General features: G+C 75.1%; 17 protein-coding genes. 8 read left to right on the forward strand and 9 right to left on the reverse strand.

All coding sequences use genetic code 11. The features are described from left to right. Positions 1 to 2 precede the first annotated feature (2 nt). On the forward strand, positions 3 to 812 hold the full coding sequence (locus D1781_RS07475) for an acyl-ACP desaturase (RefSeq protein ID WP_119481552.1): 810 nt from the start codon (positions 3 to 5) through the stop codon (positions 810 to 812). Positions 813 to 979: 167 nt separating this feature from the next. Continuing rightward, the gene (locus tag D1781_RS07480; RefSeq protein ID WP_119481553.1) at positions 980 to 1,987 is read left to right on the forward strand and encodes a hypothetical protein; all 1,008 of its coding nucleotides are present in this window, start codon (positions 980 to 982) and stop codon (positions 1,985 to 1,987) included. Positions 1,988 to 2,047: 60 nt separating this feature from the next. On the opposite strand, the gene D1781_RS07485 is transcribed toward D1781_RS07480, so the two are convergent. The 3 genes from D1781_RS07485 to D1781_RS07495 form a co-directional block, all read right to left on the reverse strand. Next, positions 2,048 to 2,461 carry a DUF779 domain-containing protein gene (locus D1781_RS07485; protein WP_119481554.1) on the reverse strand — a complete coding sequence of 138 codons (414 nt, stop codon included), beginning with the start codon at positions 2,459 to 2,461 and terminating at the stop codon, positions 2,048 to 2,050. Between the two features lie 97 nt (positions 2,462 to 2,558). After that, a complete protein-coding gene (exaC, locus tag D1781_RS07490; RefSeq protein WP_119481805.1) occupies positions 2,559 to 4,136 on the reverse strand; it encodes an acetaldehyde dehydrogenase ExaC in 1,578 nt (525 codons plus the stop codon). A gap of 149 nt (positions 4,137 to 4,285) precedes the next feature. Beyond that, the gene (locus tag D1781_RS07495) at positions 4,286 to 5,488 is read right to left on the reverse strand and encodes a sigma-54-dependent transcriptional regulator family protein (RefSeq protein WP_119481555.1); all 1,203 of its coding nucleotides are present in this window, start codon (positions 5,486 to 5,488) and stop codon (positions 4,286 to 4,288) included. 118 nt (positions 5,489 to 5,606) lie between these two features. On the opposite strand from D1781_RS07495, the gene D1781_RS07500 reads away from it, so the two are divergent. Further along, positions 5,607 to 5,855, forward strand: coding sequence for a glutaredoxin family protein (locus D1781_RS07500; protein ID WP_119481556.1), 249 nt, complete (start codon positions 5,607 to 5,609; stop codon positions 5,853 to 5,855). Positions 5,856 to 6,031: 176 nt separating this feature from the next. Here the strand turns inward: D1781_RS07500 and D1781_RS07505 are convergent, their stop codons facing one another. The 3 genes from D1781_RS07505 to D1781_RS07515 are packed head-to-tail and all read right to left on the reverse strand — an operon-like array spanning position 6,032 to position 9,780. Further along, on the reverse strand, positions 6,032 to 6,730 hold the full coding sequence (locus D1781_RS07505) for an HpcH/HpaI aldolase family protein (RefSeq protein WP_119481557.1): 699 nt from the start codon (positions 6,728 to 6,730) through the stop codon (positions 6,032 to 6,034). A 30-nt stretch (positions 6,731 to 6,760) separates the two neighbouring features. Next, positions 6,761 to 7,540, reverse strand: a complete 780-nt coding sequence (locus D1781_RS07510) for a putative protein N(5)-glutamine methyltransferase (protein WP_119481558.1) — start codon at positions 7,538 to 7,540, stop codon at positions 6,761 to 6,763. After that, the gene (locus tag D1781_RS07515) at positions 7,537 to 9,780 is read right to left on the reverse strand and encodes an HAD-IB family phosphatase (protein ID WP_233551080.1); all 2,244 of its coding nucleotides are present in this window, start codon (positions 9,778 to 9,780) and stop codon (positions 7,537 to 7,539) included. The genes D1781_RS07510 and D1781_RS07515 overlap by 4 nt, the downstream gene beginning before the upstream one ends. A gap of 69 nt (positions 9,781 to 9,849) precedes the next feature. Between D1781_RS07515 and D1781_RS07520 the strand changes: the two genes are divergently transcribed. The 3 genes from D1781_RS07520 to D1781_RS07530 are packed head-to-tail and all read left to right on the forward strand — an operon-like array spanning position 9,850 to position 13,099. Next, positions 9,850 to 10,629, forward strand: coding sequence for an SDR family NAD(P)-dependent oxidoreductase (locus D1781_RS07520; protein ID WP_119481560.1), 780 nt, complete (start codon positions 9,850 to 9,852; stop codon positions 10,627 to 10,629). Then, positions 10,626 to 11,378: a lysophospholipid acyltransferase family protein gene (locus D1781_RS07525; protein WP_233551081.1), complete on the forward strand. Its 753-nt coding sequence runs from the start codon at positions 10,626 to 10,628 to the stop codon at positions 11,376 to 11,378. Before D1781_RS07520 ends, D1781_RS07525 begins: the two co-directional genes overlap by 4 nt. After that, positions 11,375 to 13,099 carry an FAD-binding oxidoreductase gene (locus D1781_RS07530; protein ID WP_119481561.1) on the forward strand — a complete coding sequence of 575 codons (1,725 nt, stop codon included), beginning with the start codon at positions 11,375 to 11,377 and terminating at the stop codon, positions 13,097 to 13,099. Before D1781_RS07525 ends, D1781_RS07530 begins: the two co-directional genes overlap by 4 nt. 12 nt (positions 13,100 to 13,111) lie before the next feature. Here the strand turns inward: D1781_RS07530 and D1781_RS07535 are convergent, their stop codons facing one another. Then, on the reverse strand, positions 13,112 to 14,113 hold the full coding sequence (locus tag D1781_RS07535; RefSeq protein WP_199706428.1) for a PrsW family intramembrane metalloprotease: 1,002 nt from the start codon (positions 14,111 to 14,113) through the stop codon (positions 13,112 to 13,114). Then, positions 14,110 to 14,619, reverse strand: coding sequence for a MarR family winged helix-turn-helix transcriptional regulator (locus tag D1781_RS07540; protein ID WP_119481562.1), 510 nt, complete (start codon positions 14,617 to 14,619; stop codon positions 14,110 to 14,112). Before D1781_RS07540 ends, D1781_RS07535 begins: the two co-directional genes overlap by 4 nt. 50 nt (positions 14,620 to 14,669) lie before the next feature. On the opposite strand from D1781_RS07540, the gene D1781_RS07545 reads away from it, so the two are divergent. Next, a complete protein-coding gene (locus D1781_RS07545; RefSeq protein ID WP_119481563.1) occupies positions 14,670 to 15,836 on the forward strand; it encodes an FAD-dependent monooxygenase in 1,167 nt (388 codons plus the stop codon). Between the two features lie 6 nt (positions 15,837 to 15,842). Here D1781_RS07545 and D1781_RS07550 read toward each other — a convergent pair whose 3' ends face one another. After that, positions 15,843 to 16,718, reverse strand: a complete 876-nt coding sequence (locus tag D1781_RS07550; RefSeq protein ID WP_119481564.1) for a LysR family transcriptional regulator — start codon at positions 16,716 to 16,718, stop codon at positions 15,843 to 15,845. Between the two features lie 82 nt (positions 16,719 to 16,800). On the opposite strand from D1781_RS07550, the gene D1781_RS07555 reads away from it, so the two are divergent. Then, the gene (locus tag D1781_RS07555) at positions 16,801 to 18,012 is read left to right on the forward strand and encodes an MFS transporter (protein ID WP_233551083.1); all 1,212 of its coding nucleotides are present in this window, start codon (positions 16,801 to 16,803) and stop codon (positions 18,010 to 18,012) included. The last annotated feature ends 88 nt before the right edge of the window (positions 18,013 to 18,100 follow it).

The raw sequence follows: 18,100 nt of genomic DNA on the forward strand, positions 1-18,100 counted from the left end.
CCATGGCATTCGACATCGACACCTTCGCCGAGTCCAGCACCGCCGTCGCCTGGAGCGACATCGACCTGGACGCGTTCCGCGAGAACCCGCTCCCCGAGGACTCCCTCCGGGCGCTGCGGTACATGTGCGACGTCGAGTACCACACCGTCTGCTACCTCCGGGACATGCTCGTCACCCCGTCGCACGGCGACGGCGAGGTCTCCACGTTCATGACGATGTGGAACCGCGAGGAGTACTGGCACGGCGAGGCGCTCGCCGCCGTGCTCAAGGTGCACGGCATCGAGGTCGAGTACGACCAGCTGAAGGCCAGCCGCATCAAGCTCGGCTGGCGCGACCGGATCGACCCGATCAAGCAGGCCGTCTACGGGAACATCGTCGGCAAGGACTTCGTCGCCACCCACATGTCGTGGGGGAGCGTGAACGAGCGCGGCGCCGCCTCCGCCTACCGCCGCCTCGCGGCGCTCGAGCCGCACCCGGCGCTCGCGCCGCTGCTGAAGCGCATCGCCGCGCAGGAGAGCCGGCACATCGCCTTCTACACGACGCAGGCGACGAAGCGGCTCGAGGAGTCGAAGCTCGCCCGCGCCTTCACCCGCTTCGCGCTGTCGAAGGTGTGGGGCCCGGTCGGGTCCACGATCGAGCCGGAGGAGGAGGTCCGCTTCGTGATGGGCTACCTCTTCGACGGCCCCGACGGCCTCCGCGAGGTCCGGAAGATGGACGAGGCGATCGCGAAGCTCCCCGGCATGCAGGGCCTCGCCATCAACGAGGCGGCCTTCCGCGCCCGCGGCCTCTACGCGGACCTCCCCGCCGCCTGACCCGTCCCTAGCGGGGCCCTCCGCTGCAGATCTACGCGAGCGCTCCGCTCCATCTGCGACGGAGCGCCCCGCCAAAGCGGGCCGCCCGCCGCTGCTGCAGTGGCGGATCGGGTCCTCCCCAGGCGGAGTCGGTGCAAGGGGCGGTAGGCCGGGCCATCATCCCGGGCGTGCAGACGTCAGACGCCCCCGTCGTCGACCCGTGGCGGCTCGAGATCCTCGTGGTCTCGGGCGGGACGCGCAGCTCCTCGGAGCGCAGCAGCATCAGCCGGGACGTCGCAGCCGGGCTGCTGCTCCGCCTGTGTCCGCGGGGCTACGTCGAGCGGTCCGCGTTCGAGGCGCTCACGCCCGAGCAGCAGCACCTCGTCCGGCTCCGAGCCGTGACGGCGACGTCCCCGCGCCCGGTCGTGGTGTCGCACTGGTCCGCCGCGGTCGTTCACGGACTCCCGGTCCTCCGCTCGCGGGCGGCCGCGGTCCACGTCACCGTGCCTGAGGACGACGACCGGCACCGCACGGGCGTCGTCACCCATCACTTCCTCGTCGAGGACGAGGAGGTCGTGCTGATCGGGGACCTGCTCGTGACCGGCGTCGGACGCACGGTGGTCGACGTGGCCGGAGCGTCCTCGTTCGAGGAGGGCGTGATGGCGGCGGACGCCGCGCTGCTCGCCGGTCTTCCGCGGGAGACGCTCGAAGCGGCAGCGGACCTCGCCGGCGAGCGCCGCGCGTCCCGTCGCATCGAGGACGTCGTCGCCTTCGCGCATCCGGGCGGGGAGTCCGCCGCCGAGTCCCGCTTCCGGGCGTCAGCCATGCGGCTGGGCCTCGAGGTCCCCGTGCTGCAGCGCCCGGTGCGCGTCCGGGACGGCGAGGTGTTCCTCGACGGCTGGTTCCGGTCGGCCGATGCCGGCGTCGAGGTCGACGGCGAGCAGAAGTACCTCGACGCCGCGATGGCGCCGCAGGGGCCGGCGCGAGCCGTCATCCGGGAGAAGCGGCGCGAGGACGACGTCCGCCTCGAAGTCCGCGCACTGGTACGCATCGGATGGGTCCAGTCGGGCTCACCGGCAGCGCTCCGCGTCGTGCTCGCTCGGGTCGGCGTCCGGCCCACGAACCCGCGCACCGCGTTCGCGGCCTACTGCGAGCAGGCACGGCTCGCTCGGCCTCGACGCCGTTCCAGAACCTGACGGGGCGCTCCGCTGCAGAGCGGCGCGAGCGCTCGGGCGGATCTGCAGCGGAAGGCCCCGCTAGCGGGGGAGGGGCTGGGCGCGGAGGGGGAAGCGCGGGGTGATGCCGAGCTCCGCGACCTCCTCGTCCGTGAGCATGCGGCTGCGGATGAGGAAGCGCTTGCCCTCCGGCGCCTCCACCGAGAAGCCGCTGCCGCGCCCGTCGACGAGGTCGATCGTGATGTGCGTGAACTTCCAGAGCTCGTACTGCGACGCGGACATGTACACGGGCACCGGGTCGAAGCCGTCGACGGCGAGGTCGCCGAGGTGCACGTCGGAGGCGCCCGTGCGGAACATGCCGACGGGGTAGCACATGGGGCTCGACCCGTCGCAGCAGCCGCCGGACTGGTGGAACATCAGCGGCCCGTGCTTGCCCGCGAGCGTGCGCAGCAGGTCCGCCGCCGCAGGCGTGACGTCGATCTTCGACGCCGTCATGGGGAACTCCTCGGTTTCGGGACGGGGTGGGGGACGGGAAGGGCCCGTCGCGCGAGACGACGCATCGCGCGACGGGCCGGCCGGTGGAGGGGAGGGATCAGAAGAAGCCCATCGGCCCCTCGGCGTAGGAGACGAGGAGGTTCTTCGTCTGCTGGTAGTGGTCGAGCATCATCTTGTGGTTCTCGCGGCCGATGCCCGACTGCTTGTACCCGCCGAACGCGGCGTGCGCCGGGTACTGGTGGTACGTGTTGCACCACACGCGCCCGGCCTCGATGGCCCGCCCGGCCCGGTACAGCTGCGACCCGTCGCGGCTCCACACCCCGGCGCCCAGGCCGTAGAGCGTGTCGTTCGCGATCGAGATCGCGTCGTCGAACCCGTCGAAGGAGGTCAGCGCGAGCACCGGACCGAAGATCTCCTCCTGGAAGATCCGCATGTCGTTCGTGCCCTCGAAGATCGTCGGCTGCACGTAGTAGCCGTCGGTCAGGTCGCCCCCGAGGTCCGCGCGCTCGCCGCCCGTGAGCAGCCTCGCCCCGCCCTGCGTGCCGATGTCCATGTAGCTGAGGATCTTCTCGAGCTGGTCGTTCGACGCCTGCGCGCCGATCATCGTGGACACGTCGAGCGGGTTCCCCTGCTTGATCCGCTTCACGCGCTCCACGCCGTCGCCGACGAAGCCGTCGTAGATCGTCTTCGCGACGAGGGCGCGGGACGGGCAGGTGCAGACCTCGCCCTGGTTCAGCGCGAAGAACGAGAACCCCTCCTGCGCCTTCTCGTAGAACGCGTCGTGCTCGCGCGCGACGTCCTCGAAGAAGATGTTCGGGCTCTTGCCGCCGAGCTCGAGCGTCACCGGGATCAGGTTCTCGCTGGCGTACTGCATGATCAGGCGCCCGGTCGTCGTCTCGCCCGTGAACGCGATCTTGCGGATGCGCGGGTGGGAGGCGAGGGGCGCGCCGGCCTCGAAGCCGAAGCCGTTCACGATGTTCAGCACGCCGGCCGGGATCAGGTCCTTGATCAGGTCGAGCAGCAGGTGGATGGACGCGGGCGTCTGCTCCGCCGGCTTCAGCACGACGCAGTTGCCGGCCGCGAGCGCGGGCGCGAGCTTCCACGTCGCCATCAGGATGGGGAAGTTCCAGGGGATGATCTGCCCGACCACGCCGAGCGGCTCGTGGAAGTGGTACGCGATCGTGTCGTGGTCGATCTCCGACACCCCGCCCTCCTGGGCGCGCAGCGCGCCGGCGAAGTAGCGGAAGTGGTCGATCGCGAGCGGGATGTCCGCGGCGAGCGTCTCCCGCACGGGCTTGCCGTTCTCCCACGTCTCGGCGACGGCGATCGCCTCGAGGTTCGCCTCCATCCGGTCGGCGATGCGCGTGAGCATGAGCGCGCGCTCGGCGGGGGAGGTGCGGCTCCAGGAGGGGAACGCCTTCCAGCCGGCCTCGACGGCCGCGTCGACGTCCTTCGCGGTGCCGCGCGCCATCTCGGTGAACGGCTTGCCCGTCACCGGGGTGATGTCGTCGAAGTACTGGCCCTCGGCCGGCGGGACGTACCGGCCGCCGATGAAGTGGTCGTACCGCGGCTTGTAGGACACGACGGAGCCCTCGGCGCCCGGCGCGGCGTAGACCTGCGGGCCGGCGGCGGGAGGCGTCTCCTCCGCCTTCTCGGCGGGGGCGTCGGCGTACATCGTCATGGTCGTTCGTCCTTCCAGACCTCGTCGTCCGGGCCGCGCCGCCGACCCGGTTCGCGGGCCGGTCGGGCGGTCGGGCGCGGTCCCCGCGCCCGGTGCCGACGGTAGGCGCGCGCACGTTGCACCCCGTTGCAGCCCGGCGGCGGTCAGCCGAGGGCGTCGAGGCGCGCGACGACGCCGGCCCGCTTCGGCGAGCGGGCCGGGAGGAGGCGCAGCGCGGTGAACAGGGGCTCCGGGTCGCCCGGCGCGACGCGCTCCGCGTAGTCGAGCAGCAGGGCGGGGGAGGCGCTCTCCAGCAGCGCCTCGCGGAGCCGGCCCGACGCCTCCGCGCGGATCGCCTCGATCCCCGGCGCGACCGAGCCCGGCAGGACCTCGCCCCGCCACGCGTCGAGCGCCGCCCGGTGCGCGCCGCGGTCGAGCAGCGCGAGCAGCTGCCGCACGTCGAGGTCGATCGGCACGGGCAGCCGGTAGGGCCGCGCGACCGGCACGAGCGACGGCGCGACGCCCGCGAGCACGTGCCGGAGGCGGACCATCTCGGGCCGCACCGTCGCGACGGCGTCGGCCCGCCCGTGCACGAGCTCGGCCAGGTGCTCGGCCGACAGGCCGGTCCGGTGCCAGGCGAGCAGCGTGAGCAGCTCCGCGTGCCGGAGGGACAGCTCGACGGTCCGTCCGCCGGCCGCCAGCCGCCCGTGGTCCTGCCCGAGCACCGCGAGCCGCGGCGCCCGCGCCGGCTCCGGCCTCGGGGCCCGGCGCCGGCCGCCGCGCGCGAGACGCTGCAGCAGCAGCTCCCGCTCCACGGCGGCGGCCGTGGCCTCGAGCAGCGGCAGCGACCGGGGCGCGGCGACGTCGGGGCCGCCGGTGATGTCGAGCACGCCGATCGTCTCGTGCGTGCGGAGGTCGTGGACGGGCACCGCGGTGCAGCTCCACTGCTGCACCTGCAGCGCGAAGTGCTCCTCGCCCGCGATCTGCACCGGGCGGTCGAGGGCGAGCGCGGTGCCGGGTGCGGAGGTGCCGACGCGGGGCTCCGACCAGTCCGCGCCGGGTACGAACCGCATGGCCTCCGCGCGGCGGACGAGCGCGGGGTCGCCCTCGACCCACAGCAGCCGCCCGGCGGCGTCGCCGACCGCGACGACGACGCCCGAGTCCTCGTCCGCGTCGCGGACCAGGAGCGAGCGGATGATCGGCAGCGCCGACGCGAGCGGGTGGCTGCCGCGGACGTCCTCGAGTCGGTCGACCTCGAGCGGCGGCCCCGGCTCGGCCCGGTCGGGCGCGAGCCGGCCGGCACGGGCGCGCGCCCAGGACTCCGCGACGAGCCGGCGGGGCGTGCGGCCGCCGGGCGTCTCTCCCACCGGGCACCTCCTGCGGTCGTCGTCGACCCGAGCCGCGCTCACGGTAGCCCCGCGCCGTCGCCGCCGGGAGGGGGCCGCCGGGACTCATGGGTTCTCGTGACCGCCGTAGGCTCGGCGCATGAGCGATTCCGCCGAGATCACGATGTACGGCGCCGACTGGTGCCGCGACTGCCGCCGGTCGAAGGCGCTGCTCGACGGCGAGGGCGTCGCCTACCGCTACGTCGACGTGGAGGTCTCGAAGGAGGCCGCGGACGAGGCGATGGCGGTCAGCGGCCGCCCGAACATCCCGGTCATCGTGTTCCCGGACGGCTCCCACCTGGTCGAGCCGTCGGACGAGGCGCTGCGCACGAAGCTCGCCGCGGTCTGAGCACCGGGAACCTTCCCGCGGACGTGGTTCCGGCACGGGCGCGGAGCGCCCGGCTCGACCACCGTGAGCACGGGCGCGGGGCGTCCGGCTCGACCACCGTGGGCACGGGCGCGGGGCGCGGTCCCGCTGGTCGAGGTGCGAGCGCCGGCGAGCCTCGAGACCACCCCTCGGACCCCTCAGCCGCGGACGCGGGCGGCGATCGCGGCGCCCGCCGCGAGCACGGAGGTGTCGAGCGCCGCGACGACGTCGGTGAAGCCGAGCTCGAGGAAGCGGCGCGCCCGCGGCTCCGTCGCCCCGAAGGCGCCCGCCCGGACGCCCGCGGCGCGGCAGGCGTCGAGGATGCGGAGCAGCGGCGCCTCCGGCCCGTCGTCCGCGAGGAGGTCGTCCACGGTCGTCCCGAGGCTCTGCGACAGGTCGAACGGGCCGACGAACACGAGGTCGAGGTCCGGCGTCCGGGCGATCGCGTCGACGGCGGCGAGGCCCGCTGCGGTCTCGACCATGACGCCGACGAAGGGCCGCTCCGCCTGGTCCGAACCGGGCAGGGGACCGGAGCTGCGGATCCCGCGCGGCGGGTAGCGGGAGGCGGCGACCGCGGCCTCCGCCTCCTCGGCGCTCTCGACGAGCGGCACGATCACGCCGTCGGCGCCCGCGTCGAGCGCGCGCCCGATCAGGTCGGCGCGGTTGGCGGCCGGCCGGACGAGGACGGGCACGCGGTGCTCGCGCCGGAGGGCGAAGGTCGCGCGCACCGCGGCGTCGTCGAAGTGGCCGTGCTGCTGGTCGAGCAGCAGCCAGTCGAAACCCGCGTGCTCGAGCGCCGCCGTCGTCCTCGGCTCGCCGAGCATCGCCCAGACCCCGAGCCGCACGTCGTCCGTCATGCGGGAACGGTAGCGACGTCGGCCCGGACGTCAGCGGGGGGCCGCCCCGATCGCGACCGTGCCGTCGATCTCGTCGTCGGCCACGACGGAGGCGGCGAGCCCGGCGCCCTCGAGCAGCAGCGCCGTCCAGGCCGCCTGGGTCCGGCCGGTCTCGATCAGCACGGCGCCGCCCGGCGCGAGCCACTCCCGCACGCCGGCCGCGACCCGGCGGTGCACGTCGAGCCCGTCGTCGCCGCCGTCGAGGGCGACGTGCGGCTCGAACTCCCGCGCCTCCCGAGGCATGTCGGCGATGCGCCCCGTCGGCACGTACGGGGCATTGACCGCGACGACGTCGAACCGGCCGCGGAGGGCGTCGGGCAGCGCGGCGAACAGGTCGCCCGCGTGCACGGTCCCGCCGACGCCCGCCACCGTCCGCGCCGCGTTGGCGACCGCGGCGGGCTCGACGTCGGCCGCGTGCAGCTCGATGCCCGGGACCCGCGTCGCGACGGCGAGGCCGACCGCGCCGGTGCCGCAGCACAGGTCGAGCACGACGGCGCCGGGTCGGGCGAGCCGCGCCGCCTCGTGGGCGAGCAGCTCGGTGCGCCGCCGCGGCACGAAGACGCCGGGGTCGACCGGCACGCGCAGCCCGTCGAACGCGGCCCAGCCGAGCAGCGGCTCGAGGGGCTCGCCCGCCCGTCGGCGCTCGACGAGCCGGTCCAGCGCGTCGCCCCAGGCGGCCTCGGCCAGCAGCGCGGCCTCCTCCTCGGCGAAGACGATCCCCGCGGAGCGGAGCCGGGCGGCGAGGCCGTCGAGGTCGTCCGGGTCCGTCACCGCGCGATCAGGTCGGCGCGCGAGACGCCGCCGCGGCGCCAGTCGAGGATCGGCCAGCGCCGCTTCAGCGCCGCCCGCGCGAGCCGCGCGTCCGGGTTCACCGCCGTCGCCTCGCCCACGAGCGAGAGCCACGGGAGGTCCGCGACGCTGTCGCCGTACGCGTAGGAGGCGCCCAGGTCGAACCCGCCGCGCGCCGCGTACTGCGCGAGCCAGGCGCCGCGCGCCTCGTCGACGAGCGGCGGCGCGCCGAGGTAGCCCGTGAGCACGCCGTCGTCCTCGTGCATCGTCCCCGCGACGACCTCGTCGAACAGGGCCGCGAGCGGCTCGGCGAGCACGCCGATCGACCCGGTCACCAGCACCGTGCGGTGCCCCGCGGCGCGGTGCTCCCGCACCCGCTGCAGGGCCGCCGCGCTCGTGTGGGCGAGCAGCAGGTCGGTGTAGCCGCCGCGCACGGCGGACTCGAGCCGCTCGGCCGGCATGCCCGCGTAGCGGCGGAGGAAGGTGCGCAGGAACTCGCCGCGGTCGCGCCGCTCGGCGGCGAGGTACGCGGGCAGGCGCGTGATGATCGAGCCGGCCTCCGCGGCCGCCGCGGCCTCGCCGCCCTGCGAGCGCCTCACCCACAGCAGCTGCTGGACGATGTTCGAGTCGACGACGGTGCCCTCGAGGTCGAAGACCGCGAGCACGTCGGTGCGCTGCGGCAGCGGCTTCGGCGCCGCAGGCCCGCTGCTCCGGTCGCCGCCCCGGCCGCGCGAGAACACCCGCATGAGCTGGGTGATCGCGGGCACGTGGACGCGCTGGAGGTAGTCGCGCCAGTCGATGCGGGTGACGTCGAAGCCCTCGTCGGGCCGGTCCGCCGGGATGCGGGCGCCGAGCGCGCGGGCGTTCGCGTCGTCGAAGATCAGCTCGGTGCCGACGTAGGCGCGGTAGAGGTCCGACAGCTGCCGGAGGCTGTGCACGTCGCGCTCGCGCCGCCCCATGGTGCGCTGCCACTCGCGCAGGCGCGGGGTCGACGGCAGCCGGTCCAGGGTCGAGTTCGCCGCGCCGACGAGGACCTCCGCCCGGCGGATCGCGCGCTCCACGCGGCGGTCGCCCGGGAACTGCCAGGTCGGCACCCGCTCCGCGCCAGGGGTGTCCGGGATCGGGTTCGCGGTGAAGTACTCGTGCACGTTGCGGTACATGCCGTGGAACGGCAGCGGGTTGCTCGCCCCCGACGCGACGTGGAGGTACCGGGGCTCCGCGACGGGCGGCGGGGTCGCCGCGGCGGCGAGGATCGCGTTCACCACGAAGTCGACCGGGATGATGTCGAGCACCGAGTCGGGCACGCCCGGGAAGTCCTCGAGCTGCCCGCGGCCGAAGGCGATGATCAACGGGTCGGCGACCTTGAAGCCGTCGATCCAGCCGGGGAACGGGTGCTCGAGCGCGCTCTCGATGACGCTCGGGCGCACGATCGACAGGCGGTGCTCCGCCCCCCACAGCTCCTCGGCGGCGCGTTCGGCGAGCGCCTTGGTCAGCGTGTAGACGTCGGTCCAGCCGAGGCTCTGGGCGCGGGCGCGGCCGGCGGTCACGAGGCGGCGCTTGACCCAGTCGACGCGGGCGGCCTCCGCGGCGATCGCGACCGCGCGGGGCCCCTCCTTGCCGTGCTCGGCGCGGGCGCGCAGCATCAGGCCGCGCAGCACGCCGGGCTCGCGGCTGCGCAGCTCCACGCGCTGGCGGGCCGCCGCGGCGGCGTCGGCCTCGACGCGCCAGTCGGCGTCGTGGTCGAGCCGGGCCTCGGGCAGCACGCCCTTGCGGAGGCCGCCGACGTAGCAGGTGGACACGTGCACGACGTGCGGGTCGGCGCCGGACTCCCGGATGGCCGTGTAGAGGTTCCTCGCGCCGCCCGTGTTCGTCGCGAACGCCTCGTCGATTGGCGGGTCGAACGAGACGGTCGAGGCGCTGTGCAGCACGTGCGTGAGGTCGCCGGGCAGCGGCGGCACGGCGTCGAGCGAGCCCTCGACCGCGGTGACGCGCTCGGCGAAGATCCGCGCGGCCTCGTCGCGGCCGACCGCCTCCCGCCAGGCCTTGAACACCGGCTTCGACAGCAGCTTGCGCACGCGGTCGTCGGCGGACTGGCCGGTCTTGCCGCGCACGAGCAGCGAGACCCGGGTGTCGGGGTGGGAGACGAGGAGGCGCTCGAGCACGGCCTGGCCGACGAAGCCGGTGCCGCCGGTGAGCAGCACGTGCCCGGAGAGTCGTTCCACGGGGGCGATGGAGGGAGCGCCGCTGTCGGCACCAGCGGGGGCAGTCATCGGGTCCGTATCGTATGCGGAATGGCGACCGCGCTCGTGACCGGTGCGACGAGCGGCATCGGCGCGGCTTTCGCGCGGGCCCTCGCCGCCCGCGGATGGGACCTCGTCCTCGTCGCCCGCGACGAGGACCGGCTCGAGGAGGAGGCGGCGCGGTACCGCGCCGCCGGCCGCGGGGCGGAGGTGCTCCGGGCCGACCTCACCGATCGCGGGGACGTCGACCGCGTGGCCGCGCGGCTCGAGGACTCCGCCGCGCCCGTCGACCTCCTCGTCAACAACGCCGGCTTCTCGGTGCGCGCGTCGCTGCTGTCCACGGACCAGGCCGCCCACGACCGCGCGTTCGAGGTCATGGTGCGGGCCGTGCAGGTGCTCTCCGGCGCCGCGGGGCGGGCGATGACTGCGCGCGGCCGGGGCCGCATCGTGAACGTGGGGTCGACCGCGGGCCGGATCACGATGGGCGCCTACAGCGCGATCAAGGCCTGGGTGACCGTCTACACGGAGGGGCTCGCGAACGAGCTCGCGGGCACCGGCGTGACCGCCATGGCGCTCGAGCCGGGCTGGGTGCGCACGGAGTTCCATGCCCGGGCGGGCATCAGCGGCTCGTCGATGCCGGACGCCCTCTGGCTCGACGCCGACGACCTCGTCGCCGCGGCCCTCCGCGACCTCTTGCGGGGCCGCGTGGTCTCGACGCCGAGCGCGCGGTACAAGGCGCTCATGTTCGTGGCGCGGCATGCGCCGCGATCCGGCATCCGCAGGGTCTCCAAGGCGCTGAGCGACCGCCGCCGCAGTAGCCTTCCCGAGTGACGACGCGGGTGACGACCAAGCACGCCCCCGGCTCCGAACCACCCGTCGTGCGATTCGACCGGTACACCTCGAAGCCGATGGCGGCCGCGCGCTGGGTGGCGCAGCGGGTGCTGCTCGGGGGCGTCATCCGTTCGGTCGTGTCGGTGCGGATCTTCGGCCGGGAACGGCTGAGCGACCTCCGCGGCGCCTTCGTCGTCGTCGCGAACCACACGAGCCACCTCGACGCGCCCCTCGTCTTCACGACCCTCCCGCGCCGCCTCGCCCGCTACCTCTCCGCCGGCGCCGCGGCCGACTACTTCTTCGACGTGAAGTGGCGCAAGGGCCTCACCGCGCTCTTCTTCAACGCGTTCCCCATCCACCGCGCCGGGCTGAACCGTCCCGCGTCGGAGGCGCGCGCCCTGCTCGAGCGCGGCGTGCCGCTGCTCGTCTTCCCCGAGGGGACGAGGAGCCGGACCGGCCGCATCGGCACCTTCAAGGTCGGCGCCGCGGCGCTCGCGAACCAGTCGAAGGTGCCCGTCCTGCCGGTCGCCATCATCGGCGCGCACGCCGCGCACCCGCGCGGCTCGAAGTGGCCGAAGGCCGGTCGCCCCCCGGTCGCCGTCGTGTTCGGCGACCCGGTGTTCGCGCACGCGGGGGAGACGCCGACCGAGTACATGCGCCGCGTCCGCGGCGAGGTGCAGCGCCTGCACGACGAGCACGCCCACGCGGTCCTCTCCACGGGCCGCATCGCCTCCGGAGGACCCCGATGACCGATCTCGTCACCCCGACCGTCGCCGACCGCGAGGACGCGGCGGCCGTGCGGGAGAACCCCGTGGCGCACATGAAGTGGTGGGGCTGGGGCGTGCCCGGCGTCGCCTTCCACCACGAGGACAAGCCGAACTTCGCGCCCTTCGTGCTGAAGGCCGTCGGCCTCGACCTGCACGCGGCCTCGCCGCTCGAGCAGCCCGACTTCGGCGCCCTCGACGTGCCGGCCTCGATCGCCGACGGGGCGCTCCGCGCCGCGATGGCCGCCGCGGCGGGCGCCGAGCGCGTCGCCGACGACGACCTCGACCGCGTCGTGCACACCTACGGCAAGAGCATCCGCGACCTGATCAAGGTCCGCGCCGGGCGTCTGCCGCGCGTGCCCGACCTCGTCGTCTACCCGGCCGACGAGGCCGCCGTGCAGGCGGTCGTCGACGCGGTCGTGCAGCACGACGCGGTGCTCATCCCGTTCGGCGGCGGCAGCAACATCGCCGGTTCGCTCGAGCCGATCCCGGGGGAGACCCGGCCCGTGGTCTCGGTCGACCTCGGCCTGCTCGACCGCGTGCTCGAGATCGACGAGCTCTCCGGGCTCGCCCGCGTGCAGGCGGGCGTGCTCGGCCCGTCGCTCGAGGCGCAGCTGAACGCCCGCGGCTGGACGATCGGGCACTTCCCCGACTCCTTCACCCACTCGAGCCTCGGCGGCTGGATCGCGACCCGGTCGTCCGGCATGCAGTCGGACAAGTACGGCGACATCGCGGACATCACGCGGGGCATGCGCGTCGCCCGCCCCGGCGGCCTGCTCGACCTGCGCCCGACCCCCTCTGCCTCCACGGGGCCGAGCGTGCGGGAGATGATCCTCGGCAGCGAGGGCCGGCTCGGCGTGATCACCGAGGCGACCGTGCAGGTGCACCGGGTGCCGGCGAAGCGCGTCATCCACGCCTACTTCTTCCCGAACTGGCGGGCCGGCTCGAAGGCGATGCGCGAGATCGCCGAGAGCGACGTGCACCCCGCGATCACCCGCGTCTCCGACGGCCGCGAGACGGGCTTCTCGCTCTCGACGTCGAAGGAGTCGAAGGGCTTCGGCGCGTTCGCGCAGAAGGCGCTGTTCGCGTTCCTCGAGCGCCGCGGCTGGGACCTGGACGAGATGTGCCTCTCGTTCATCGGCTACGAGGGGGAGCCGGGGCACGTCGCGCGGCAGCGCAAGGCGGTCGAGAAGATCGTCAAGCGCAACCGCGGCATCAGCGTGGGCACCGGCCCCGGCGTGCTCTACGACCAGAAGAAGTTCGACACCCCGTACCTGCGCGACTTCCTGCTCGACCGCGGCACCGCGGGCGACGTGTCGGAGACGAGCGTGCCGTGGGCCGGGCTGGACCGGATGCACGACGGCGTGATCGCCGCGGCGGAGGCGGCCTACGAGTCGCTCGGCCGCACGGGCTGGATCATGAGCCACCTGTCGCACTCGTACCACTCGGGCGCGTGCCTGTACTTCACGTTCGCCTTCGTCATGGGCGACGACCCGGAGGCCGAGTACGACGTCGTGAAGCAGGCGATCCAGCAGGCGTTCATCGACCTCGGCGGCGTCCCCAGCCACCACCACGGCATCGGCGTCGAGCACGCCGCGTGGCTGCCCGACGTGCTGTCCGAGCAGGGCATCGGCGTGCTCGAGGGCCTCTTCACCGCGACGGACCCGGGCCGGAACCTCAACCCGGCGAAGATCACCGCGAACTAGCGCAAGCGGTGTTCACGGATGAGGGGATCCGGCCTGCCGGATCCCCTCATCCGTGAACACCTGTCGCGCGGCGGCGTGCTGCGCGGACATCGCGCGGTCGCGGGGCCGGTGGTGGCGGACGATGCCGCGCAGCGTCAGGCCGCCGATGACCGAGATGACGCCGAGGCCGAGCACGTAGACGCCCGTCGTGATCTCGCCGACCTCGCCCCGCGTGCCCGGCCGGAGGGTGCCGGAGGAGAGCGCCGGCACGACGTTGCCGGTCGAGACGATGGCGATGATCGTGCTGATCCCGCCCATCGAGTCCCAGAGCCCGTGCAGCACGGCGACGAGCAGGTAGGCCAGCAGGACGCCGGCGGTGAAGCGGTAGCGCCGCCCGTCGCGGGAGGCGGCGAAGAGCGCGGCGCCGAGCACCGCGGTCCAGAGCACGTGCCCGAGCGGCGTGAGCACCGAGCGGGTGACCTCCGTCTGCAGCAGGCTGAGCAGGTCGATGCCGCCGTTGCCGAGGGCCGCGTTGAAGGCGTACCCGGCGGACTCGAACGCGGCGAAGCCCGCGCCGACCGTGGCGCCGAGCAGCGCGCCCTGCCGCGCCGTCTTCGGCACCAGGTGGCGCCCGATGACGACGAGCAGCACGCCCTTCACGAGCTCCTCGATGATCCCGACGAGCAGGAACCCGCCGAGGCCGCCGGAGGACAGCGGCGCCTCGAGCACCGACGCCCCGAGCACCCCGAGCACGCCGCCGACGAAGAAGGCGAGCATCAGCGACGCGACGGGGACCGACGAGCTGATGCGCTCGGCGGCGAACAGCACGACCGAGAACGGGACGAGGAAGCTGCCGAGCAGGATCAGCGTCGGGACGAGGTTCGCGTTGCTCGTCGCGATCGTGACGACGACCGTCACCAGCCAGAGCAGGGCGCCGGCGAGCAGCGACTTCCACCACCAGCCGTGCCGGTGCGTCCGGACCGGTTCGTCCGCGTGGAGGGGGGCGGTGGTGACGGCGGCGTCCGCGGTGCTCACGACCCGAACGATGCCCCGCCAGCCCGAGAGGTCGCCGTCGGATCGCCCGGATCCTCCTCGACGCGGGCGCGGTGCCGGTCGGTCAGCGCGGTCATCCGCTCGAGGAGGCGGCGCAGCTCGGCGATCTCGGCGGCGCCCAGCCCGTCGAACACGTCGACGCCCTCCGCGACGAGCGGGCCGTAGAGCGCGCCGACGCGCGCCTCGGCGTCGGGCGTCATCCGCACGAGGATACGACGCCGGTCGGCCTCGTCGGGGCGGCGCTCGACGAGGCCGCGGCGCTCGAGCCGGTCGACGAGCGCGGTTGTCGCCGCGGCGCGCAGCCCGGCGCCGCGGGCGAGCTCGCCCGCCGTCTTCGGCCCGTCGGCCAGCCAGTCGAGGCAGCGCAGGTCGGCGGGGCCGAGGCCGAGACGCCGCCCGACGGCGTCGTCGAACGCCTGGACGCTGCGCTGGTAGCGCTGCATCGACGCGCCGATCTCGCGGATCGCCGCTTGCCGGACGTCCTCCATGGTCCTAACCTTTCGATATTCGTATAGTTTGACATTCGAAGGGGTGGGAGATGCGTGCTCTCATTGTGGGCGGCGGCGCGGCCGGGCTCGCGACGGCGCTCGCGCTGCACGACCGGGGCGTCGCGAGCACCGTGCTCGAGCGGCGCTCCCCGGCGGCCGCAGCGGCGGGCAGCCGGCTCACCGTCGCGCCGAACGGGCTGAGCGCGGCGGCCGCGCTCGGCGTCCTCGCCGACCTCGAGGCGGTCGGCGCCCCGACCGACGAGAACCTGCTCGTCGGCGCCACCGGGCGGGTGCTCGGCACCGTCTCCATCGGCGTCCCGCTCGCGTCGGGCCTCCGCGGCCTGACCCTGCGCCGGGCCGACCTCGTCGCCGTCCTCGCGGAGCACGCCGCCGGGCGCGGCGTGGAGGTGCGCGCCGACGCCCGGGTCGTCGAGGTCGACGTCGCCGACGGCGCCGTCCGAACCGAGCGCGGCGAGCGGCTCCGCGGCGACGTCCTCGTCGGCGCGGACGGCGTGCGCTCCCTCGTCCGCCGCGCGGTCGATCCCGGCGCGCCCGCGCCCCGCTACGTCGGCCTGACGAACTTCGGCGGCGTGACCGCCGACCCGGGCATCGCGGCCGGGCTGCGCCCCCGCGCCTGGACCATGGTCTTCGGGCGACGCGCGTTCTTCGGCGCGCACCCGCTGCCGTCCGGGGAGGTCGTGTGGTTCGTCAACGTGCCGGAGCCGCCGATCCCGGCGGAGGTGCGCGCCACCACGACGGACGACCGGTGGCGGGAGCGCCTCGTGGCCCTCGTGCAGGACGACGCGGGGCCGGCCGCCGCGCTGATCGCCGCCGGCCGGCTCGAGCTGGCGGGCGACAGCACCTACGACCTCCCGCGCGTCCGCCGCTGGCGCCGCGGCACCGCCGTGCTCGTCGGCGACGCGGCGCACGCGCCCTCCCCGAGCTCCGGGCAGGGGGCGTCGATGGCGCTCGAGGACGGGGTCGTGCTCGGGCGCGAGCTGACCGCGGCGGGGCGCGGCGTGGAGGAGGGGCTCGCCGCCTTCGAGCGCGCCCGGCGGCGGCGCGTGCAGCGGATCGTCGCCGCCGGGGCGCGCGCGAGCAGCAGCAAGATCCCCGGCCCGGTCGGGGCGCGGGTCCAGGAGTCGGTCATGCGGCTGCTGTTCCGCACCGTCGTGACCGAGCGCGGCGGCGCGTGGATGACCGGCGCGCGCTGGTGAGCCGGGTCAGGCGGCGCGCAGGTCGAGCGCGAGCCGGGTGAAGGCGGTGACGGCGGGCGCCGGGTCGGCCCGGGTCGCGAGCGCGACCTCCCACTCGAAGGCGGGCTCGAGCGGCACCGCGACGACGTCGGCGCGCGGGGCGACCAGCTCCACCGGGGCGACGGCGACGCCGAGGCCCGCCGCGACGTAGTCGCCGAGCGACGGGAGGTCCGCGATCTCGGTGCGGACGACCCGCGCCGTGCCGGCCGCGGCGAACGCCCGGTCCGAGAACACCCGGTGGCCGAAGCCCTCGGGACCGTCGATGAAGGACTCGTCGGCCAGGTCGGCCAGCCGCAGCCGCGCGCGCCCGGCCAGCGGGTGGTCCTCGCGCAGGAGCACGGCGAACCGGTGGCGCGCGAGCGGGGTGAGCGCGAGCCCGCCGGTGAGGTCGGGCGGCAGGGCGACGAGACCGACGTCCAGCCGCCCGGCGCGGATGTCGGCGGCGAGCCCGGAGGAGCCGGAGGGCGACGTGCTGAGCCGCACCTCGACGCGGGGGTGGGCGGCCGCGAACGCCGCGAGCAGCCGGGGCAGGTCGAGCAGCGGCAGGGCCGAGAAGGTGCCGAGCCGCACCGAGCCCGTCAGGCCCGCCTCGCCGCCGGCCGCGAGCCGCATGCGGTCGGCGGCGGCGAGCAGGCGGCGCGCCTCCGGCAGCACGGCCTCGCCCGCCTCGGTGAGCGAGACGGAGCGGGGTGACCGGTCGAGCAGCCGGGCGCCGAGCTCGCGCTCGAGCCGGGCGACCGCCGCGGAGACGCTCGACTGCACGAGGTGGAGGCGAGCGGCCGCGGCGCCGAAGTGCCGCTCCTCGGCGACGGCGAGGAAGGCCTCGACGGTGGGCAGGTCCATGCCGCCAATGATCGATCACGCCGATCGCTGCGAGCAAGGACGTTCGTTGGACACGATCGCGCCCGGGGCGCATCCTCGACCCGTGACCGCGACGACCCTGCCCGCCCCCTCCCGCCGGCTGCCCCACGGCGCCGCCTTCTGGACGACCGCCGCGGTGTTCCTCGCCGCGATGGCGTTCACGACCATCCCGACGCCGCTCTACGCGCTCTACCAGCAGCGCGACGGGTTCCCGACGTGGGTCGTCACCGTGGTCTTCGCGGCGTACGCGGCGGGCGTCGCGCTCAGCCTCTACCTCGTCGGGCACGTCTCCGACTGGGTCGGCCGCAAGCCGCCGGCCCTGTTCGCGCTCGGGCTCGAGGTCGTCGCGAGCGTGCTGTTCCTCCTCCTGCCGACCGTGCCGGTGCTGCTCGTCGCCCGCTTCCTCACCGGCCTCGGCGTCGGCGCGCTGACGGCCGCCGCGACCGCGCACCTCGGCGAGCTCTGGCGCGGCGCCGGCGGGCCGCGGCGCCCCGGCGTGCCCGCGGTCGTCGCGACCATCGCCAACATCGGCGGCCTGGGGCTCGGCCCGCTCGTCGGCGGCCTCCTCGCGGAGTACGCGCCCGCCCCGCTCGTCACGCCCTACGTCGTCGCGCTCGTCGTCCTGGTGCTCGCCGCGGTCGCCGTGCTCGTCGCGCCCGAGACGGTGGAGCGCTCCTCCCGCGCGTGGCGCCCGCAGCGCCTCACGGTGCCGGCCGAGGGCCGCGGCGTCTTCTCGGCCGCGGGCGCCGGCGTCTTCGCGGCGTTCGCGATCTTCGGCCTCTTCACCTCGCTCGCCCCCTCGTTCCTCGCGGGGGAGTTCCAGCAGCCCTCGCGGCTCGTCGCGGGCGTCGTGCCGTTCGCGGTGTTCGCCGTCGCCGCGCTCGGGCAGGTCTTCTTCACCCCGGTGGCCGTGCGGGTGCAGCTCGTCGTCGCGACCGTCGCGATGGTCGTGGGCCTGGCCGGTCTCGCGGCCGGCGCGCTCGTGACCGCCGAGTGGCTGTTCGTGGCGGGCGGCCTCGTCGCGGGCCTCGGCGTCGGGCTCCTCTTCCGCGCCTCCCTCGGCATCGCGACGGGCCTCGTGCCGGCGCCGCAGCGCGGCGAGGTGCTCGCGGCCATGTTCCTGATCGCCTACGTCGGCCTCACGGTGCCCGTGCTGCTGGTCGGCGCGGCGCTCGCGTTCCTGCCCGCGGTGCCGGTGCTCGTCGTGTTCAGCGCCGCGATCGCGGTGCTCGCCGCGGTGGCGGGCCCGCGGATGGCGGCGAAGGCGGCCCGCTGAGCCGATTCCTCCGCACGTCCGGGGATCCCGCGCGGAACGCGCCGGATCCCCGGACGTGGGGAGAAAACGCCTCCTGGTAGCATGGAAG

It is taken from the genome of Amnibacterium setariae, assembly GCF_003581425.1.
In the GTDB taxonomy this organism is placed as follows: Bacteria; Actinomycetota; Actinomycetes; order Actinomycetales; family Microbacteriaceae; genus Amnibacterium; species Amnibacterium setariae.

Bases quoted from the DNA above. Each gene is read 5' to 3' on its own strand.
- D1781_RS07500 (WP_119481556.1), top strand. From the start codon at position 5,607: ATGAGCGATTCCGCCGAGATCACGATGTACGGCGCCGACTGGTGCCGC.
- D1781_RS07545 (WP_119481563.1), top strand. From the start codon at position 14,670: ATGCGTGCTCTCATTGTGGGCGGCGGCGCGGCCGGGCTCGCGACGGCG.
- D1781_RS07520 (WP_119481560.1), top strand. From the start codon at position 9,850: ATGGCGACCGCGCTCGTGACCGGTGCGACGAGCGGCATCGGCGCGGCT.
- D1781_RS07485 (WP_119481554.1), bottom strand. From the start codon at position 2,461: ATGACGGCGTCGAAGATCGACGTCACGCCTGCGGCGGCGGACCTGCTG.
- D1781_RS07540 (WP_119481562.1), bottom strand. From the start codon at position 14,619: ATGGAGGACGTCCGGCAAGCGGCGATCCGCGAGATCGGCGCGTCGATG.
- D1781_RS07475 (WP_119481552.1), top strand. From the start codon at position 3: ATGGCATTCGACATCGACACCTTCGCCGAGTCCAGCACCGCCGTCGCC.
- D1781_RS07550 (WP_119481564.1), bottom strand. From the start codon at position 16,718: ATGGACCTGCCCACCGTCGAGGCCTTCCTCGCCGTCGCCGAGGAGCGG.
- D1781_RS07505 (WP_119481557.1), bottom strand. From the start codon at position 6,730: ATGACGGACGACGTGCGGCTCGGGGTCTGGGCGATGCTCGGCGAGCCG.
- exaC (WP_119481805.1), bottom strand. From the start codon at position 4,136: ATGTACGCCGACGCCCCCGCCGAGAAGGCGGAGGAGACGCCTCCCGCC.
- D1781_RS07530 (WP_119481561.1), top strand. From the start codon at position 11,375: ATGACCGATCTCGTCACCCCGACCGTCGCCGACCGCGAGGACGCGGCG.